The organism is Okibacterium sp. AC114, from assembly GCF_979253355.1.
On record NZ_CEEDBR010000001.1, the window covers coordinates 2,837,963 to 2,857,436 of the forward strand.

General features: G+C 68.9%; 18 protein-coding genes. 15 read left to right on the plus strand and 3 right to left on the minus strand.

The features are described 5' to 3' along the window. The first annotated feature begins 2 nt into the window (after positions 1-2). The 11 genes from ACZ6IE_RS13165 (at position 3) to ACZ6IE_RS13215 (ending at position 11,256) form a co-directional block, all read left to right on the plus strand. Entirely contained in the window at positions 3-1,061 is a 1,059-nt protein-coding gene (locus tag ACZ6IE_RS13165; RefSeq protein WP_077054793.1) for an aliphatic sulfonate ABC transporter substrate-binding protein, read from the plus strand. Positions 1,062-1,129: 68 nt separating this feature from the next. Beyond that, positions 1,130-2,062, plus strand: coding sequence for an ABC transporter permease (locus ACZ6IE_RS13170; RefSeq protein WP_464608325.1), 933 nt, complete (start codon positions 1,130-1,132; stop codon positions 2,060-2,062). A 157-nt stretch (positions 2,063-2,219) separates the two neighbouring features. Beyond that, positions 2,220-3,683 (plus strand): DUF6421 family protein, encoded by a 1,464-nt coding sequence (locus ACZ6IE_RS13175; protein WP_464608326.1) that lies wholly within the window; start codon positions 2,220-2,222, stop codon positions 3,681-3,683. A 171-nt stretch (positions 3,684-3,854) separates the two neighbouring features. Beyond that, positions 3,855-4,064 (plus strand): hypothetical protein, encoded by a 210-nt coding sequence (locus ACZ6IE_RS13180; protein ID WP_077054791.1) that lies wholly within the window; start codon positions 3,855-3,857, stop codon positions 4,062-4,064. Positions 4,065-4,145: 81 nt separating this feature from the next. After that, positions 4,146-4,424, plus strand: a complete 279-nt coding sequence (locus tag ACZ6IE_RS13185) for a hypothetical protein (RefSeq protein ID WP_464608327.1) — start codon at positions 4,146-4,148, stop codon at positions 4,422-4,424. Positions 4,425-4,613: 189 nt separating this feature from the next. Continuing rightward, positions 4,614-5,981: a sensor histidine kinase gene (locus ACZ6IE_RS13190; RefSeq protein ID WP_464608328.1), complete on the plus strand. Its 1,368-nt coding sequence runs from the start codon at positions 4,614-4,616 to the stop codon at positions 5,979-5,981. Beyond that, the gene (locus ACZ6IE_RS13195; protein ID WP_464608329.1) at positions 5,978-6,835 is read left to right on the plus strand and encodes a response regulator; all 858 of its coding nucleotides are present in this window, start codon (positions 5,978-5,980) and stop codon (positions 6,833-6,835) included. Before ACZ6IE_RS13190 ends, ACZ6IE_RS13195 begins: the two co-directional genes overlap by 4 nt. Positions 6,836-6,954: 119 nt before the next feature. Beyond that, positions 6,955-7,839: an ABC transporter ATP-binding protein gene (locus ACZ6IE_RS13200; protein ID WP_464608330.1), complete on the plus strand. Its 885-nt coding sequence runs from the start codon at positions 6,955-6,957 to the stop codon at positions 7,837-7,839. Continuing rightward, positions 7,836-9,026: an ABC transporter permease gene (locus ACZ6IE_RS13205; protein WP_464608331.1), complete on the plus strand. Its 1,191-nt coding sequence runs from the start codon at positions 7,836-7,838 to the stop codon at positions 9,024-9,026. Before ACZ6IE_RS13200 ends, ACZ6IE_RS13205 begins: the two co-directional genes overlap by 4 nt. A gap of 92 nt (positions 9,027-9,118) precedes the next feature. Continuing rightward, a complete protein-coding gene (locus ACZ6IE_RS13210; protein WP_238592189.1) occupies positions 9,119-10,255 on the plus strand; it encodes a threonine aldolase family protein in 1,137 nt (378 codons plus the stop codon). Between the two features lie 344 nt (positions 10,256-10,599). Beyond that, positions 10,600-11,256, plus strand: a complete 657-nt coding sequence (locus tag ACZ6IE_RS13215; RefSeq protein ID WP_464608332.1) for a ScbR family autoregulator-binding transcription factor — start codon at positions 10,600-10,602, stop codon at positions 11,254-11,256. A 248-nt stretch (positions 11,257-11,504) separates the two neighbouring features. Here ACZ6IE_RS13215 and ACZ6IE_RS13220 read toward each other — a convergent pair whose 3' ends face one another. Continuing rightward, positions 11,505-12,182 (minus strand): DUF1684 domain-containing protein, encoded by a 678-nt coding sequence (locus tag ACZ6IE_RS13220; protein WP_464608333.1) that lies wholly within the window; start codon positions 12,180-12,182, stop codon positions 11,505-11,507. A gap of 80 nt (positions 12,183-12,262) precedes the next feature. Here ACZ6IE_RS13220 and acs point away from each other — a divergent pair, with 80 nt between their 5' ends. The 4 genes from acs to ACZ6IE_RS13240 all read left to right on the plus strand — a co-directional run bounded on the left by acs (position 12,263) and on the right by ACZ6IE_RS13240 (position 16,647). Continuing rightward, positions 12,263-14,377 carry an acetate--CoA ligase gene (acs, locus tag ACZ6IE_RS13225; protein WP_464608334.1) on the plus strand — a complete coding sequence of 705 codons (2,115 nt, stop codon included), beginning with the start codon at positions 12,263-12,265 and terminating at the stop codon, positions 14,375-14,377. A 91-nt stretch (positions 14,378-14,468) separates the two neighbouring features. After that, positions 14,469-15,308, plus strand: coding sequence for a DUF4870 domain-containing protein (locus ACZ6IE_RS13230; protein ID WP_464608335.1), 840 nt, complete (start codon positions 14,469-14,471; stop codon positions 15,306-15,308). A 149-nt stretch (positions 15,309-15,457) separates the two neighbouring features. Next, positions 15,458-16,048, plus strand: a complete 591-nt coding sequence (locus ACZ6IE_RS13235; RefSeq protein ID WP_464608336.1) for a nitroreductase family protein — start codon at positions 15,458-15,460, stop codon at positions 16,046-16,048. A 101-nt stretch (positions 16,049-16,149) separates the two neighbouring features. Next, positions 16,150-16,647: an N-acetyltransferase family protein gene (locus ACZ6IE_RS13240; protein WP_464608337.1), complete on the plus strand. Its 498-nt coding sequence runs from the start codon at positions 16,150-16,152 to the stop codon at positions 16,645-16,647. A gap of 82 nt (positions 16,648-16,729) precedes the next feature. Here ACZ6IE_RS13240 and ACZ6IE_RS13245 read toward each other — a convergent pair whose 3' ends face one another. Both ACZ6IE_RS13245 and ACZ6IE_RS13250 read right to left on the minus strand, forming a co-directional pair. Beyond that, entirely contained in the window at positions 16,730-17,146 is a 417-nt protein-coding gene (locus ACZ6IE_RS13245; protein WP_077054780.1) for a hypothetical protein, read from the minus strand. A 106-nt stretch (positions 17,147-17,252) separates the two neighbouring features. Beyond that, on the minus strand, positions 17,253-19,469 hold the full coding sequence (locus ACZ6IE_RS13250; protein ID WP_464608338.1) for an alpha-galactosidase: 2,217 nt from the start codon (positions 19,467-19,469) through the stop codon (positions 17,253-17,255). Positions 19,470-19,474: the final 5 nt, after the last annotated feature.

Here is a 19,474-nt window from a genome sequence, read left to right on the forward strand (position 1 = left end):
CCATGCGCAAGAAACGTCTCAGCATCGCCGCCGTCGTCGCGGGCGCTGCCACCGCCGCCCTGCTGCTCTCCGGCTGCGTCGCCGGCGAAACCCAGAACCCGAGCGCCGGCTCCGACAACGACCAGGCCTCGTCCGACACGAAGACCGAGGGCGGCACGCTCAACATCGACTTCGCCACCTACAACCCGCTGTCGCTCGTGATCAAGGACCAGGGATGGCTCGAGGACGCCCTCGAAGACCAGGACATCACGGTCAACTGGGTGCAGTCGGCGGGTTCGAACAAGGCCAACGAGGCCCTGCGCGCCAACGCCATCGACGTGGGATCGACCGCCGGTTCGGCCGCGCTGCTCGCCCGCTCGAACGGTTCGCCCATCAAGACCATCGACATCTTCTCGCAGCCCGAATGGTCGGCCCTCGCGGTCGGCCCGAACTCCGACATCACGTCGGTCGAGCAGCTCAAGGGCAAGAAGATCGCCGCCACCAAGGGCACCGACCCCTACTTCTTCCTCCTGCAGGCGCTCGAGGAGAACGGCCTCTCGGCCAGCGATGTCACCATCGAGAACCTGCAGCACGCCGACGGCTGGGCCGCCCTGCAGAACGGCTCGGTCGACGCCTGGGCCGGCCTCGACCCGATCATGGCTGGCGCCGAAGAAGCGGGAGCGAAGCTCATCTACCGCAACGTCGACTTCAACAGCTACGGCTTCCTCAACGCCACCGAGACGTTCCTCGACGCCAAGCCCGACGTGGCGCAGACCGTCGTCGACACCTACGAGCACGCCCGAGCCTGGGCCGCCGAGAACCCCGACGAGACCGCCCAGATCCTCGCGGATGTCGCGGGCCTCGACTCGGCCGTGGCCACCAAGGTCATCACCGAACGTTCCAACCTCGACGTCGACAACGTTCCCGGCAGCGCGCAGGAGAAGGTGCTCAAGATCATCGGACCGATCTTCGTCGAATCCGGCGACGTGCCCGACCAGAAGCAGATCGACGACGCCCTGTCGTCGCTGCTCGACCCCGAGTTCGCCGAGAAGGCCGACCCGGACGCCGTCGGCTCGAAGTAACGACACCGCACGCCGCAGCCCGGCCTGCCCGCCCGCACTCGCCCCGCCCTTCGAACGCAGAGGATTCGATGTCTGACAACGACCAGCTGACGAACAGCGAACAGGTGCGCCGCGGCGCGGTCGGCGTGGTGCCGCCCGCCGCTGAATACGCGACTCCGGCCGCCACGCGCGTGCGCCCCGAAGTCGCGGCCCGCAGCGAGGCCAGCGACCGCCGGGCCGACTCCGCTCGCGGGCGCCGGCCGCTCACGCGCCGCACGTGGTTCGTCATCGTCGGCGGCAGCATCCTGCCCATCCTGATCCTGGTGGCGTGGCAGCTGTCGACATCGCTCGGCCTCGTGCCCGTGTCGCAGCTGCCCTCGCCCGCCATGGTCTGGAACGCGGGCATCGACCTCATCCAGCGCGGCCTGCTCGGCCAGTACATGGCCATCTCGTTGCAGCGCGTGCTCATCGGTTTCGCGATCGGCGCCGTGCTCGGAATCATCCTGGGCGCCGTCGTGGGGCTCTCACGCCTCGCCGACATCCTCGTGGCCCCCACCCTCGGCGCCATCCGCGCGGTGCCGTCGTTGGCGTGGATTCCGCTGCTCATCCTCTGGCTGAAGATCGGCGAAGAGTCGAAGATCACCCTGATCGTCATCGGCGCGTTCTTCCCCGTCTACACGACCATCTCGGCGGCGCTGCGGCACGTCGACCGCAACCTCGTCGAGGCCGGGCGCGCGTTCGGGCTGCGCGGCGTGAAGCTCTTCACCACCATCCAGCTGCCGGCCGTGCTGCCCTCGGTCATCTCGGGTCTGCGCCTGGCGCTCGCCCAGTCGTGGCTGTTCCTCGTGGCCGCCGAGTTGATCGCCTCGTCGATGGGGCTCGGCTTCCTGCTGATCGATTCGCAGAACAACGGGCGCATCGACCGCATCTTCCTCGCCATCATCCTGCTCGCCGTCATCGGCAAGCTCACGGATGCCCTGGTCGGCCTGCTCGAACGCTGGGTCAACAAGCGCTGGGCGTGACCCGTTCGGGGCCACTTGCGTGAAGGACCGGTTTTGCGGATGATTTCGCGCGCCGTTTGCCGTCTGCGCACACCTTTTCGCTGAAAGACGCAACCGAAAAGCGCGTCTTCTTCGTTAGCGTTGAGCCACACGCTCGATCTCGCGAAGGAGGTTCACCATGTCCGAAAACAGCACACCTGCGCACACCGCAGCCGTCGTCGGCGAACCGGAGGTCGTGGAAGACGAACTCCTCTCGCAGGCTTCCCCCGCGACGCGCGCGAACCGCGCCCTCGTCGAGACGCCCGCGTGGCAGAACCTGAAGCGCGCGGCCACGCGGTTGCAGGAGTTGCAGCTGCGTGACGGCTCGATCGGCGAGGCGGGCGACACGACACACCACCCCGAAGCCGCCCGACTCGTGCAGACGCTGCGCGACAGCATCCGCGAGCTAGCGCCGTCGTTCGAGCACGACGCCGACTACCTGCGACTCGTCGACCTCGACTTCGAGCGGTGGGCCGATGGCGGTTTCGGCGTGCCCGACTTCCTCGACTCGCTACGCGCCTTCCAGCCGCAGCAGAATCGCGTCGACGGGCTCGCCCACCTCGTCGTGTTCCCCATGTACACGCAGAACGGCAGCACCAACCGGTTCGTCGAGGCCGTGCTCGTCGAGACCATTTGGCCCGAGTTCGTGCACGATCTCGAGGCCGGTGACTACGAGAACAAGCTGTTCGTTCCGATCCGCTTCCTCGACTTCACGCCCGGTTACGACACCAACTCGGCCGTGCTCTTCCCCGAGACCGTCGCCATGCGCGAGGTGCCGACGTTCACATGGGGTGCCATCTTCGCCGACCGCGAGGCCGCTCGATTCCGTCGCGTCGTCACCGAGGCCGCGAGCATCACGCGCCTCGACCTGCCCGACGAGGCCGCGGCGCTCCTGGCCGACCAGCAGCTGGCCGAGCATACGTTCGTGATGTGGGACCTGATCCACGACCGCACGCATATGCGCGGGGACCTGCCGTTCGACCCGTTCATGATCAAACAGCGCATGCCCTACTTCCTCTACTCGCTCGAGGAGTTGCGCTGCGATCTGACGGCCTTCCGCGAATCGGTGGCCGTCCAGGCGGCACTCGGCGCGCGCGACGACTCGTCGCTCAGCGACATCGAGCGCACGACGCTGCGCATGGCCGGCCTCGTGCAATACGCCATCCTGTTCGACCGGTTGTTCCGTTTCCCGTTGACGGGCGACCGCGTGCGCAACTACGACGGCCTCGGCGGGCAGCTGCTCTTCGCCTGGCTGCACCAGCGCGGCGTGCTGCACTGGACCGACACGCGCCTGGCCTTCGATTGGGATGCCGTGCCCGCCGTCGTCGTGGCGCTCAGCGACGCGATCAACGAGTTGTATTGGCGTTCGATCGACCGGCCGAAGGTGGCGCACTGGCTGGCCGCGCACGAACTGATCTCGGCGACGCTGGCCCCGCATCCGGCATCGGCGTGGGCGCGCGGGCTGCCCGACGAGGTGCTGCAGGGGCCGCCGAAGGGCTACACGGATGCCGTGCTCGACGACGAATTTCCGCTGTCGATGTTCTATGAGGCGCTGGGCAAGAAGATGGCGCCCGTGATCGCGTCGACGAAGGGGCTGCACTAGACGGAAGCGGGTGGCGCGCCGGGCCGGGTACGTTACGCCTCGTACACCCGTGCCGCAAGGCCGCGCCACCCTCTGCCGTTCCCGAGACGGATTCGATACCGTCGGAGAAACGACGCGCCCAGCACATTCGCCGAGCACACTCGCCGAGACGACCTCAAGGAGACCGGACCAATGCGCCCCAAGTTCATTTTCATCCTCATCATCGCTTTCTTCGCCTACGTGCTGGGAGCCAAGGCGGGTCGTGCCCGTTACAAGCAGATCTCCAAGTCGGTCAAGAAGTTCTGGAACGACCCGCAGGTGAAGAAGGCCCGCGCCCGCGCCAAGAAGGAGCTGGCCAAGGCCGAGAAGGCCGCGAACAAGAAGGTCAAGAGCCTGCGCTAGCCAGCGCGCTGCACGACCGAGGGGGCGAAGGGACACGGTCTTTTCGCCCTCCGCTCCGTTACCCATCTGCCAGGAGAAACCATGACGTTCAAGAAATTTCTGACCCTGACCGTGATCGCCGGAGTCGTCTATGCCCTCGGCTCGCGCGTCGTCCGGTGGTCGAACGAGACCGCCACCTCGACGAAGAAGGCGGCCAAGAAGTCCTCCAAATCGTTCGACGCCCTGCGCAAGCACGGCACCCCTCAGGGAGCGAAGCGGGACCGAGAAGACTCGGCGAACACGGCCATCGGCGCCCGGGCCACCCTTTCCATCGCGAAGGCCTACCGCGACGCGAACAAGAAGCGTGCCTTCGGCGCCTAGCGCTGACGCTCGACCGGCAGGCCGAAGCGGCCTGAGTGCTGCGCCGGCCCTCGAGAACCGCCCGGCCGTCTGGCACGGAAAGTTGCCCGTCTCGCGATCGCTGATCTCGCGGGGGAGGTGTCCGCCGAATTCGTGAGCCTCCCTCGGGCGACGGAGGCCCCGCGGCCGGGCGGCGGCTACGTTAGAAGCATGACCGGCGCCGCCTTCCTCGACCCCGACGAACCGGGATGGACCCGCCCGGCTCCCACCCTCGGCGAGCGCCGCACCGACCTGGTCCTCGCCGCTGGCCTCTTCGTCGGCTCCATTCTGAGCCTCATGCTCTACACGGTCGCCGGGTTCTATGACGATCCCGCCGACCTCGGCATCAGCATCCTGACCCTGGCGCTGATCACCCTGCCGCTCGCGCTCCGGCGCGTGTGGCCCGCCTCGGTCGCGCTCGTCCTCTCGGCCGCGTTCATCGTGATCGGACAGCTGCACGTCAGCGAGCTGCTCTTCTGCAACATCGCCCTGTTCCTGTCGCTCTACTCGGTGGGCGCCTGGACGTCGGACCGCCGCCGCGCGTTCGTCGTGCGCATCGTGATCGTGTTCGTCATGCTCGTGTGGCTGCTGATCTCGATGTTCCTGGCCACCACCGACCCCGACGCCATGCCGGGTTTCTCGCGCGCCGGGCTCTTCTCGCCGCTCGTGGCCTACCTGCTCATCCAGATCCTCACGAACATCCTCTACTTCGGCGCGGCCTGGTACTTCGGCAATCGGGCGTGGGATGGCGCGAAGGAACGTGCCGTGCTCGAACACCGCACGGCGCTACTCGATCGTGAGCGCATCCGCTCGGCTCGTCAGGCCGTATCGCTCGAGCGTCTGCGCATTGCGCGCGAACTGCACGATGTGGTGGCGCACCACGTGTCGGTGATGGGCGTGCAGGCGGGGGCGGCTCGCACCGTGCTGGACCTCGATCCGGTGGCCGCTCGAGCTGCTCTGGGGGTCGTGGAGGACAACGCCCGGTCGGCGATCGACGAGTTGCGCGGCATTCTCGGCACGCTGCGGGAGCCCGACGCCGAGGCCGAGAGTGCGGCCGAAACCGACGTCGACGCCGCCTCGACCGTGAGCGTCGACCGGTTGCCCGCGTTGTGTGAGGCCTCGACCCAGGCGGGTGTGCCGACGCGCTTCGAGACGATCGGCCAACCGCGGCCTCTGCCGAAGTTGGTGTCGCTGACCCTGTATCGGGTCGTGCAGGAGGGCCTGACGAACGCCCGCAAGTACGGCGGGCCGGATACTCGGGCCGATGTGCGGCTGCGCTACCTCGACGACGCCGTGGAGATCGAGATCACCAACAGTGGCTCGCTCGCCGTGGCTTCGCCGTCGAGGCGGCGGGGTGCCCGCACGGGCACGGGGCTCGGGCACGTGGGCATGCAGGAACGCGTGCGTGCAACCGGAGGAACGCTCGAATTGGGGCCTCGGCCCCGCGGCGGTTACCTCGTGCGGGCGCGCATCCCCGTTTCTCTCGACGAGCGGCTCACGGGCCCGAACGACTCTCACGAACGGATGGCGTCGGCATGACCGATTCGACGTATGGCAGCACGCACGCAGGCGCAGGCGCAGGCGCGGGTGGCGCGGGTGACGCTGGTGACGCTGGCCCGACCGGGGCGATCCGGGTGTTGCTGGTCGACGACCAGGAGCTGCTGCGCGCGGGCTTCCGCATCATCCTCGGCGCCCAGCCCGGTATCGAGGTGGTCGGCGAGGCGGGTTCGGGGGCCGAGGCGATCGTGGCCGCGGCATCCCTCGCGCCCGACGTCATCTGCATGGACGTGCAGATGCCCGGCATGAACGGGCTCGACGCCACGCGCGCGATCACGGGCGACCCGTCGATCGGCGCTGCCGTCCTGATTCTCACGACCTTCGACCGCGACGACTACCTCTTCGAGGCACTGGCGGCGGGCGCGAGCGGGTTCCTGCTGAAGAACTCGTCGCCCGAGCAACTGATCGAGGCCGTGCGGGTGGTCGCGAGCGGCGAGGCGCTGCTGTCGCCCACCGTGACGAAACGCGTGATCGCCCGCTTCGGTGCGACGGCCGGGCGGATGTCGCAGCCGTCGTCGCCCGCCACGTCGGGCCTCAGCGCCGCGCCGGGTGCCCTGCCCGACCAGCCCCGTGGTCACGACGCCGTCCCCGCGACACACAGCGGCCCGAACGACGCCGAGCGCGCGGCTTACGCCCTGCTCACCGAGCGCGAGCGCGACGTCTTCGCGCTGCTCGCCGATGGCCTCTCGAACCAGGAGATCGCCTCGAAGCTTTACGTCGGCGAGGCCACGGTCAAAACCCATGTGTCGAGCATTTTCGCCAAGCTGGGCGTGCGGGACCGCATCCAGGCCATCGTGTGGGCGTTCCGCAGCGGCTACGCCGTCTCCGACGCCTGAGCCTCGGATTCCGCGCCCTCCCCCGCCAGGCGGAGACGCGAGAACCCGCCCCGCGGCTGATGCCCGCGACCTCTCCCCCGCTCTAGCTTGTAATCACGCAGAGAATCGGAGGAGCCAGCGTGCTTCAGCTAGAGAACATCACCCGCTCATACGGCGACCGGCAGGTGTTGCACGACGTGTCGTTCACGGTGCAGCCCGGCCGCATGACCGGTTTCGTCGGCGGCAACGGTGCCGGCAAGACCACGACCATGCGCATCATCCTCGGCGTTCTGTCGGCCGACGGCGGCACCGTCACGAAAGACGGCAAATCGCTCACGGCCGGTGACCGCCACCGCTTCGGCTACATGCCCGAAGAACGCGGCCTCTACCCCAAGATGAAGGTCGAGGAGCAGCTCGTCTACCTGGCCCGCCTGCACGGCTTCTCGTCGTCGCGCGCCACGCAGAACACGCGAGAACTGCTCGAGTCGCTCGGCCTTGAGGAGCGCGCCAACGACACGCTCGAATCGCTGTCGCTCGGCAACCAGCAGCGCGCCCAGATCGCTGCGGCCCTCGTGCACCAACCCGATCTGCTCGTGCTCGATGAGCCGTTCTCGGGCCTCGACCCGCTGGCCGTCGACGTCGTCGTCGGTGTGCTCAAAGAGCGAGCGGATGCCGGCGTGCCCGTGCTCTTCTCCTCGCACCAACTCGATATCGTCGAACGCCTCTGTGACGACCTCGTCATCATCGCCAACGGCGAGATCCGCGCCTCGGGGTCGCGCGAGGCGCTGCGCGAGAAGCACGCCACGCGCCGCTTCGAGCTGCAGGCCGGCACAGACATCGGCTGGATCCGCGGCCTGCCGGGCGTCGACGTCGTCGAATTCGACGGCGGCTACGCACTCTTCGACGCCGACACCGACGAAACCGCGCAGCTCGTGCTGCGACGCGCGGTCGAGGCCGGCGCCGTCACCACCTTCCACCCGCAGCGCCCGTCGCTCGCCCACATCTTCCGAGAGGTCATCCGATGAGCACCCGCACCTCGCCCTCCCCGTCGTCGCCGTCCTCGCGCGGCACATCATCCGCGTCGAGCCCCGCATCGGCTCGGCCCGCCGCCCCGCAGGCCCCCGGTTTCGCGTCGAGCGTGTGGCTCGTCTCCGAGCGCGAGATCCGCGCCCGCCTGCGCAGCAAGGCGTTCCTCATCTCGTCGGCCCTGCTGCTCGTGATCATCCTGGGTTCCATCCTGTTCGCTGGGTTCTCGGCCAACTCGGCCGGCAGCGAGACCACGAAGGTGGCGGTCGTCGATGCCACGAGCGAGGTCATCCCGGCCGCCGCCGCGAAATCGTTCGACGTGACCGTGGTCGACGACGAGCAGGCCGCCGAGAAGCTCGTGCGCGACGGCGACGTCGAGGCCGCCATCCTGCCCGACCGTTCCGGTGACTCGCCGCTGCTCTTCGAGGTCGTGGCCACCGATTCGGCACCGACGTCGGTCGTGCAGGCGCTGAGTACGTCGCCCAAGGTCGTACTGCTCGACCAGGGCGCGGATGCCGGATTCCTCGGCTATCTCGTCGCCATCGCGTTCGGCCTCGTCTTCTTCTCGTCGGCCATGACGTTCGGTTCGACCATCGCGCAGAGCGTGGTGGAAGAGAAGCAGACCCGCGTGGTCGAGATCCTCATGTCGGCCATCCCGGTGCGCGCGTTGCTGGCCGGCAAGGTGCTCGGCAACAGCATCCTCGCCTTCGCCCAGATCGCGCTCATAGCGGTGATCGCCATCGTGGGCTTGACGGTGACCGGGCAGAGCGATCTGCTGACCGGTCTCGGCGCCCCCATCGTGTGGTTCGTGATCTTCTTCGTCATCGGCTTCGTGCTGCTTGCCGCGCTCTTCGCCGCGACGGCCGCCCTGGTCTCGCGCCAAGAAGATGTCGGATCGACGACCATGCCCGTCACGATGCTCGTCATGCTGCCCTACTTCGCGGTCATCTTCTTCAACGACAACCCGACCGTGTTGGCGATCATGTCCTACATCCCCTTCTCGGCGCCCGTCGGTATGCCGGTGCGTCTGTTCCTCGGAACGGCGGAGTGGTGGGAGCCGCTGCTCTCGCTCGCGATCCTCGCCGTGACCACGGTCGTCGTGCTCCTGCTCGGCTCGAAGATGTACAGCAACTCGCTTCTGCGCACGGGGGCGCGCGTGAAGCTCGGTGAGGCGTTGCGCGGCTGACGCGTTCGTTCTCCCCAGGCAGCGGCCGCCCCGTTCATCCACAGTTTTCGGCCAGGATGCGCGGGGCGGCCGCTCTGTGCGAGATTAGGGGTGTGAGCCTTCCACTGCATGATTCCGATGTCCGCAACTTCGCCAGTGACAACTACGCGGGGGTGCACCCCGAGGTCATCGAGGCCATCGCCCGGGCCAACGGCGGGCACCAGGTTGCCTACGGCGGCGACCAGTACAGCGAGCGCCTGACCGAGATCTTCCGCGGCCACTTCGGCGAGCAGGCCGAGGTGTTCCCCGTGTTCAACGGCACGGGCGCCAACGTGGTCGGCATCCAGTCGATGCTGCCGCGCTGGGGTGCCGTCATCGCCGCCACCACGGCCCACATCAACGTCGACGAGGGTGGGGCGCCCGAGCGCGTCGGCGGCATCAAGATCTTGGGCGTGCCCTCCCCCGACGGCAAGCTCACACCCGAGCTGATCGACCGCGAGGCCTGGGGCTGGGGCGACGAGCACCGCGCGCAGCCGCTCGTCGTTTCCATCACGCAGAGCACCGAGCTCGGCACGCTCTACACGCCCGACGAGATCCGCGCCATCGCCGACCACGCCCATGCCCACGGCATGTCGCTGCACCTCGACGGCGCCCGGCTGTCCAACGCGGCCGCGGCCCTCGGCCTGCCGTTCCGCGCCTTCACGACCGACGCGGGGGTCGACGTGCTCTCGTTCGGCGGCACCAAGAACGGCCTCATGTTCGGCGAGGCCGTCGTGTCACTCAACCCGGCCGCCACGCAGGGTCTCGTCTACCTGCGCAAGCTCAACATGCAGCTCGCCTCGAAGATGCGCTTCCTGTCGGCGCAGCTGATCGCACTGCTCGAGGGCGACCTCTGGCACCGCTCGGCCAGCCACGCCAACGCCATGGCCGTGCGCCTGCGTTCCGCGCTCGAAGAACGCATCGCGGCCGGGCAGGCCCCCGGTCTCGGCTTCAGCCAGCCGACCGAGGCCAACGCCGTCTTCGCCGTTCTGCCCCCCGGTGTCGCCGACACCCTGCGTGAGTCCTTCCGCTTCTACGACTGGGATGCGGCGACGGGCGAGGTGCGGTGGATGTGCGCCTTCGACACCACCGAGGCCGACATCGACAGCTTCGTCGAGGCGATCTGCGCAGCCTTGGCTGCCGCGCCGGCTGCCGGTGTCGCGCCCGCGTCGCACCTCGTCGGTCACCCCATTCCGGGCGAGGCCCTCTAGCGCCTGTTCGGGCGTCAGGCCGGGCGTCAAGTCGGGCGTCAAGTCGGGCTCCAGGGCGGGCGCCAGGACGGGCGCGCCCGGACCGTGGGCTCGTCGCGGCCCGCGCGCAGGACGCGCCGATAGCGCCGGAACCCGCCTCTCCAGTATCCCCAATCCGGGCCACCCCGGGATGGGTTACCGGTTCGAGCGAAAACAGGTCTGTCCGGGAGATTTGCGCAGCCGCCCCGTTGCGCAGGTGCGAACCTGACGTGCAGCATCCCGCCAACCTGGGAAGGGCCCGTCACAAGGGGGTCACCCTTCATAGCCCCCGGAGGTATCCTGTCCCCGATAGGCCGGAGGACCCCATGCCCAAACAGGAACGCGCTCGCGCGACGCGACAAGCGATCGTCGAAGCCGCCGGCGTGGTGTTCGCCCGATCGAGCTATGCCAGCGCCAAACTCAGCGAGATCATCACCGAGGCGGGCGTCACACAGGGGGCCCTCTACTTCCACTTCGAGTCGAAGCATGCCCTGGCGCTCGAACTCATCCTGCAGCAGCACCAACTGTGCGTCGACGCCGGCGCCCGCCTGCTGAGCGACTACATGCCGGGTGCCGAGGGCCTCGTGCGACTCACCCACACGTTCGCCCAGCAGCTGCGCACGCTGCCGATCGTTCAGGCCGGCATCCGGCTCAGCACCGAATCGGCCGGCTACTTTCCCGAGCACGCTCGCGCGCCCTACGAGTTCTGGATCGCGCAGAGCGCCGAACACCTGCGCAAGGCCATCGCCGAAGGCGACGTGTCACCCCGCATCGAGGTCGACAGCATCGCGCGCTTCGTCGTCGAATCGTTCACGGGCACCCAGATGGTGTCGGCCGTCTTCGACGACTGGGCCCGCCTCGACAACCGCATCACCAACATGTGGGACATCATCTTCGCCGCCATCGGCTGCCCCGACAGCCGCGACCACCTGCTCGCCGTCCCGCGGCTCGTGCACGGAGACGGGGCCCCGCCCTCGATCTGAGGATCAGCGGCGAGCCCCGGCGCGCAGACGTGCATGATCGGTCGGCCGGGCGTCGGCGTGCATCATGCAGAGATGCGCGCCGACGCCCCCGAGCCGACATCCTCCCCCGAGGGTGTCGATCTGGGCCCCCATCAGTGGTTCCCAAACGGAAACCGACTGGGCCGTTTGTTTACGATAAACGACGGACAGCCGGGACGCAAGAGACCGAGGTCGTTCCGTGGGAACGAGACCAACGGGCGGACGCCGCGTCAGTGCGCGCGCGAAACCGGGTACGTCTCGCCGACCGGCACCTCGACGGGCAGCGTGTTCTCTTGCTGCGCGAGCGGGCAGGCCCAGGCGGGGTCGTACGCACAGGACGGGTTGTAGGCGAAGTTGAGGTCGAGCACGAGGCGACCCGCACCCGCGCCGTTGTCGGGCGTTGCGGCATCCGAGGCCCAGGATGCGCCGAGGTGCGCGCCCTTGATGGTGTCGAGCAGGTAGCGGCCGCCGCCGTAGGTGCCACCATCGGCACCGGCGAGGCGGTCTTTGACGGGGACGAAGAGGCCGCCGCCGTAGCCCGCGTGCTTCCAGACGGCGAGCGAACCGCGGTCGCCCGGCAGCTCGGCCGCGCCGATGAGCGTGAAGCCGACGACGCCGTCGGTGCCCGTGGGGACGGCGATGTCACGGCCCTCGTCGACGGGTGCAACATCCACCTCGAAACGCCACGACGCGTCGTAGTCGGCGACGGGTAGACCCGAGAACGTCTCGGCATCTTCGGGCAGCAGAGGTGAGGCCGGATGCGTGGCGAAGAGCTCGTCGCGCCGGTCACGCCAGTTGCGGTGCGCGGCCGCCGGGTCTGTCGCCGCGACGCGTCGCACGTCGGCGTAGAGCTCGAAGATGCGGAAACGCCAATCGGCGGTGTCGAGGGCAGTGCCGAGAGTAGCCATCGGGCCACACTACCCCCGTCGTGTGAACGAGCGTTTCACTCGGCCGCACACCGCACTCCGCGCCCGCATAACCTGGAAGCATGCCCGACGACCTCGCCCCCGCATCCGCCGACGCCACGCCTGACTCGAGCGCGCCGGGCCGCCCGAACACCGCGACGACCGCCGACGCCACGCACCCGACGATCGCGAACCTGCTCGACGAGACGCGCGCCTACCCCGCCCCCGCGGCCATCGCGGCGAGCGCCAACGTCGACGCCTCCTGGTGGGCACGAGCGGATGCCGACCCCGACGCGTTCTGGGCCGAACAGGCCGCGCGGCTCGACTGGCACACCCCGTGGCAGAGCGTGCACACCTGGAAACCCGCCGCGCCCGACGCATCCGGCGCCCTCTCGGTGCCCGAAACCACCTGGTTCGCGGGCGGGCGACTCAACGTTGCCGTCAACTGCGTCGACCGGCACGTGCAGAACGGCCTGGGCGACAAGGTGGCCGTGCACTTCGAAGGCGAGCCCGGCGACCGACGCAGCCTCACCTATGCCGAGTTGCAGCGCGAGGTCTCGAAGGCCGCCAACGCGCTCACCGACCTCGGCATCGGCGTGGGCGACCGCGTGGTCATCTACCTGCCCGTCATTCTCGAGACCATCATCGCGACGCTCGCCGTGGCCCGCATCGGCGCCATCCACTCGCTCGTGTTCGGCGGGTTCTCGGCCGAGGCCCTGCGGTTCCGCGTGGAGGACACGCGCGCCAAGCTGCTCATCACGACCGACGGCCAGTTCCGCCGGGGCAAGGCCGTGGCCGTCAAGGACAACGCCGACCAGGCCGTCGCGGGCGTCGAGAGCATCGAACATGTACTCGTCGTCAAACGCACGGGCGACGATATCCCCTGGACCGATGGCCGGGACGTCTGGTGGCACGACACCGTCGACGCCGCGAGCGAGGTGCACGACCCCGACTACTTCGACGCCGAGACGCCGCTGTTCATCATCTACACCTCGGGCACCACGGGAAAACCCAAGGGCCTCGTGCACACCTCGGGCGGCTATCTCACCCAGGCTTCCTTCACCCACTGGGCCATCTTCGACGCCAAACCCGACGATGTGCACTGGTGCACGGCCGACCTCGCGTGGGTCACGGCGCATACCTACGAGATCTATGGCCCGCTCTCGAACGGCCTCACGCAGGTGATCTATGAGGGCACGCCCAACACCCCGAGCCGCACGCGCCACTTCGAGATCATCGAGCGTTACGGCGTGACCACCTATTACACAGCGCCCACGCTCATCCGCACACTCAGCACGTGGTTCCCCGACGGGCCGCCGGCCGAGTTCGACCTGTCGAGCATCCGCATTCTCGGCACCGTGGGCGAGGCCATCAACCCCGAGGCCTGGATGTGGTTCCACACCCGTATCGGCCGCGGCGAGGCGCCCATCGTTGATACGTGGTGGCAGTCCGAGACGGGGGCCGCGACCATGGCGCCGCTGCCGGGTGTCTCGACCCTGAAACCCGGTTCGGCCAACCGCGCGCTGCCCGGCATCTCGACGCTCATCGTGGACGAGGACGGCGAGCGCGTGCCCTACGGTTCGGGCGGCTACCTCGTCGTCGACCGCCCGGGGCCCGGCCTCGCGCGCACCGTCTGGGGCAACCCCGAACGCTACCGCGACTCCTACTGGGCGAAGTACTGGAAGCAGGGCTACTTCTTCTCGGGCGACGGCGCCAAATGGGATGCGGACGGCGACATCTGGGTGCTCGGCCGCGTCGACGACGTCATCAACGTTTCGGGACACCGCCTGTCGACCATCGAGATCGAATCGGCGCTCGTCGCGCATCCGGCCGTCGGCGAAGCCGGTGTGGTGGGGGTGAGCGACCCAATCACGGGGCAGGCGATCGCGGCCTATGTCATCCCGTCGTCGCTGCCCCAGGATGCCTCGGGCGCCGACGACACCTATTGGGTGCAACAGGCCGACGCACTGCGCGAGGTGCTGCGGGCGTATGTGGCGCAGGCCATCGGGCCCATCGCCAAACCGCGGGATGTCGTGATCGTGCCCGACCTGCCGAAGACCCGCTCGGGCAAGATCATGCGCCGGTTGCTGGGAGACATCAGCGACGGCCGGCCGCTCGGCGACACCACGAGCCTGCAGGAGGAGTCGACACCCGCCCGCATCGAAGCGATCGTAGCCGCCACCCGGGCCGCCCGCTAGCGAAAGAACTCCCCATCGACGGCTCTGACAGGATGGACGGATACTCGATAGACAGCCACCGCCTTCGACGATGACAGTGAGGATGCCTCGCATGACGAACCCCGACGGAACCCCCGCCGACCAGCCGACGCCCGCCCAGCACCCCGGGCACGAGACGCAGCAGCCGTCGCCGTACGGCCAGCCGCAGTCCCAGCCGGAGTCCCAGTCGCCGTCACCGTACGGCCCGCCCGTGCCGTTCGCCGAGCAGAACCCGTCGCAGGATTCCGCCGAGGGGCAGTCGGGCGCCTACGGGGGCCACGACCAGCCTGCCTACGACCAGCCTGCTTATGACCAGTCGGGCTTCGGTCAGCCTTCCTACGCCCCGCCCGTTTTCGGGCAGCCCGGTTATGGCCAGAACGGCTATGGCCAGCCCGAATACGGTCAGCACGGCTACGGTCAGCCCGGCTACGGACAGCAGCCTTACGGCCAGCCGGGCTACGGCCAGCCCGCTTTCGGCGCCCCCAACTACGGCGGCCCCGACCGCGGCGCCGACAAGTCCGGCGGTCAGCTCGTCTGGCTCATCGGCCTGGTCTCGCTCTTCGGCTTCTTCTACCTCTCGCCGTTCTTCTCGATCATCGCCACGCTCATCGTCTGGTCGACCGTGCGCCACCGCGGCCCCCTCTCGGCCGGCAACGCCCGCAACGCCATGAATTGGCAGATCACCTACCTGCTCGGCCAGATCGTGGCGTTCGTCGCGCACTTCCTCGTGCTCGCGACCTTCGGCGGCGGCGGTTTCGTCTCACCCCCGCTCTTCACTGTCCTCCTCATCGTCGTGTGGAACGTCGTCAACCTCGTCGCCCTCATCCTGGGCGGCGTGCGCTCGTCGCGCGGCGAGGTCTACCGCTTCCCGCTGACGGTGCCGTTCCACATCCTCACGCAGAAGTCCGAGTAGCCCGACAACGAGTAGTCCAACAGACGGGCGCCGGATGCCGAGAGCCTCTCGCCCCGCATCCGGAATAGTCGCCGCATCCATGCGTTTACATACGTTGTCAACGGCGACGCTCAGACACACCTCCCCAGAACCACGACGAAAGAGCACGGATGACCGACATCACCACCTCTGCCCGCACCGCTGACACGAGCGTTCCCATTCTCGACGTCCTCTCGGACCGCTGGAGCCCGCGCGCCTTCGACGCCACCGCCACCATCGACGAGCAGACGCTCACCGCCGCCCTCGAGGCCGCTCGCTGGTCGCCGAGCGCCGCCAACACGCAGCCCTGGCGTTTCATCATCGGCCGCCGCGGCTCCGACACCTTCGACACCATCGCCGCGAGCCTCATGGGCTTCAACAAGGCGTGGGCCGGCAACGCGGGCGCGCTCATCGTGGCCGTCGCCGAGGTCACCGACGCCGACGGCAAACCGCTGCCCTGGGCCATCTACGACCTGGGCCAGTCCATGGCGCACCTCAGCATCCAGGCCCACCACGACGGCCTGCACGTGCACCAGATGGGCGGCTTCAAGAAGGATGAGCTGGCCGAGGCATTCGACCTGGGGCCCAACCACCAGATCCTGACCGTGTCGGCCATCGGCCACGTGGCCAGCCCCGACACGCTCGAGGACAAGCTGCGCGAACGCGAGGTTGCCCCCCGCGAGCGCAAGGCACTCGACGAGATCGTCCTCGTCAACGAGTAGACCACTCGTCACCCCGCACGACGCGATGCCCCGACCGGATGATTTCGGCCGGGGCATCCGCGATTTTGAGGGTCCGCACAGCCGGGGGTAGTCTCCCGACTATGAACACCACCATCGATGCTGTTGTTCGCCCGGTTCGCGACGTCGACGCCGAATCACTCGGGCGTGTGCACGCCACCTGCTGGCACGAAACCTATGACCACCTGATCAGCGACGAAGCGCTGCGGGCCGTCTCACCGCGCCGCATGGCCGAGCTGTGGACGCACTACTCGTCGCTCGGCGACGGCCGCTGCCTCTACGCCGCCCTCGTCGACGGCGTGATCGTCGGCTTCTCGGGTTCGGGCCCCAGCCGCGACCCCGAGATCACCGACCGCTCCGAGCTGTACTTCACCTATGTGCTGCACGCCTTCCACGGCACGGGCATCGGCCAGCAGCTCTTCGACGCCGTGCTCGGCGAGCAGCCCGCGTTCCTCTGGGTGGCCGAGGACAACCCCCGCGCGCACCGCTTCTACGCCCGCAACGGCTTCACGCCCGACGGCGCCCGCCAGACGCAGCCCTTCCTGGGCGAGGAGATCACCGAGGTCCGCCTCGTCCGCTGACGCGTCATTTGCGCAGGTGCCCGTGGCATGCGAAAGGGGGGTCGCCCGTAGGCGACCCCCCTTTTGTGCTGCGTGGTGAGACTTAGTTGCAGACCTTGCCGAGGTCGGTGAAGGTGGTCTGCACGTCGGTGGCGCTCTCGGTCAGAGCGTTGACGTCGGCCGAGGTCGGGTCGTCGGCGTACTTCTCGAACTCGTCAGACATGGCCGAGATGGCCTTCTCTGCCTTGTCGGCGGTCGGCTTGACCTCGTCGTTGGTGACCTTCTCGGCGTTGTCGCTGAAGGTGTCGGCCAGCTCGCTGATCGCGTCGGACGCGGCGGCGGGGTCGGTGGCGAGGCTCGAGGAGCTCTCGGTCAGCTCGGTCTGCAGCTGCTGAATGCCGCTCTCGAGCTCCTTGCACGCGTCGGCCTTGCTCTGGCCGCCGGCACAGCCGGACAGCAGGAAGCCGGCGATAGCGAAGCCGGCGATGAGTGCGGTGGTCTTGGTGCGTCGTTCCCTCATGGGGTCCCCCTCGGGTAATTCGGATGTTCTTGGCGAGATAACGCTATCGAACGCGAGGCATGCTCGCGATGGGTACCTCTCCCCGAGCGGTATGCACTAGAGCGCGTTAGACCGCGTCGGCCGTGAAGAGTTGCGCCTGTTCGGGCGCGAGGAGCGGCACGGCCAGGCCGATTTCGGCGAGGATACGGCCCGAGAGCACGGTTTCGCCGGCCGCGATCCAGGCGGGCGGGGCATCCTGGATGGCGCGCGGAGCGGCCCCGAGCGTGAGCGGGCGCACGCGGTAGAGGCGGTCGGGGTCGAGGCCCGGCAGGCGGAGCGGCGACGGCACCGCGGTGCGCGGGGCGGCCAGGGAGACGTGGGCGAAGAGCGCGGACGTCTGGTCGCGGGAGACGACGCCGTGGGCGTGCAACGCGGGGTCTGAGGCATCCGATCGCACGACGGCGCCCGTGTGCAGCAGCCCGCGCAGGCGCTTGTAGGTGTCGATCCAGGCGGCGATGGTGTCGAGCTCGGCGGGTGAGGCCTCGTTCAGGTTCCACTCGATGCCGGCGCTGCCGAAGAGGGCCGTGACCAGCCGGAACTCCAGGTCCGAGGTGCGCCAGGTGGTGTGCGATTGCGCCGCCCCCAGGTGCCCGCCGAGGTATTCGGGCGGGATGACGAGCGAGGTGTAACGCTGGATGGCCTGGCGCTCGAGCGGGTCGTTGGTGTCGCTCGTCCACACGCGTTCGACGCGTTCGAGCACGCCCAGGTCGATGCGCGCACCGCCCGACGCGCACGACTCGATCTCGACGTGCGGGTGGGCCGCGCGCACGGCGTCGAGCAGGCGGTAGAACGCGGCGGTCTGCCGGTGGGCCGAGCCGCCGAGCAGGTCGCGGTTGTGGTCCCACTTGAGGAACGCGATGTCGTATTCGCCGAGCAGCGCGTCGAGGCGGCCCAGAATGTAGGCGAAGGCCTCGGGGTTCGACAGGTCGAGCACGCGCTGGAAACGCCAGGTCGGGGCATCCGCGTGACCGAGAATCCAGTCGGGATGTTTGCGCGCGACATCCGAGTCGTGGTTCACCATTTCGGGCTCCACCCACAGACCGAAGTCCATGCCCTGCGCGCGCACGGCGTCGATGAGCGGGGACAGCCCGTCGGGCCAGCGCGCGGCGTCGACGAACCAGTCGCCGAGGGCCCGGCGGTCGTCGGTGCGCCCCTCGAACCAGCCGTCGTCGAGCACGAAACGTTCCACGCCCACGCGCGCGGCCTGGTCGACGAGGGTCAGCAGGGTGGGCAGGTCGTGGTCGAAGTAGACGGCCTCCCACGTGTTCAAGACGACGGGGCGGGGGCGGCGGATGCTGCTCCACGAGCGGATCCAGGGGTGCAGGCGGGCCGACACACCGTCGAGACCGGCGGCCGAGTAGACGGCGACGGTCCACGGGGACTCGTACTGCTCACCATCCGCGAGCACGATGTCGCCGGGTGCGAGCAGTTCGCCGCTGCCCGAGACGGATGCCCCGAGCGGCGAGCGTTCGGCCCACAGCACCTTGTCGCCGCTCCACGCCAGGTGGGTGGCCCAGACCTCGCCCGTGCGGAACGTGAAGCCCGGGGTGCCGGCCGCGAAGAGGAACGCGTCGTCGTGGCCCGGGCGGCCGTGGCGGTGTTCGCGGCTCCAGATGCCCTGGCCGAGGGTGTGGCGCTGCGGGGTGCGTTCGTGGGTCCAGAGGCCCGTGAAGTCGAGGAGTTCTCGGGCGCGGTCGGGCAGCGGCAGGGCTGCGGCGACGCTGTCGACGGCAAGAGGTGAGGATGCGTCGTTCCGTACGCGGTGGCGCAGGCGCAGGACGCCCTCGGGGGTGAGCTCGAGCGTGACCGTCACGGTGACGTCGGCTGCGGCATCCGCGAGCGTGAAGACGAGGGTTTGTGAAGAAAGCGAGTTCGGCGCGCCAGCAGAAGTAGCGGCATCAGCGTCAGCGTCGGCAGTGCTAGCAGCGGCATCAGCGACCGAGTCATCGGTCGCGACGAGGCGCAACGCGAGCGGCCGCGACACAGAGGGCGCGGAGCGCGCGGAAGCCTCAGAAGCTCCGGGGCCTGCAAGCCCGCCGACCCGGTGAACCTCGAGCCCCGGCCGCCCGCTCCAGCCGTCGAACAGGGTGGGCACGAGGCTCAGGCGAGGCGGCTCGTCGATCGACGAGGGCGGCACGGCGGCAACCAGGGCCCCGGCCAGGCTGTCGAGGGCAGAGGAGTCGAGCTCGCCGACATCCGCCCCCCAGTGCAGAATCGAGGGCACCTTCGCGCCGCGGGCATCGACGATCAGGCTGACGCCCGCGGCGCGAAGGTGGTGAATCACGGTGC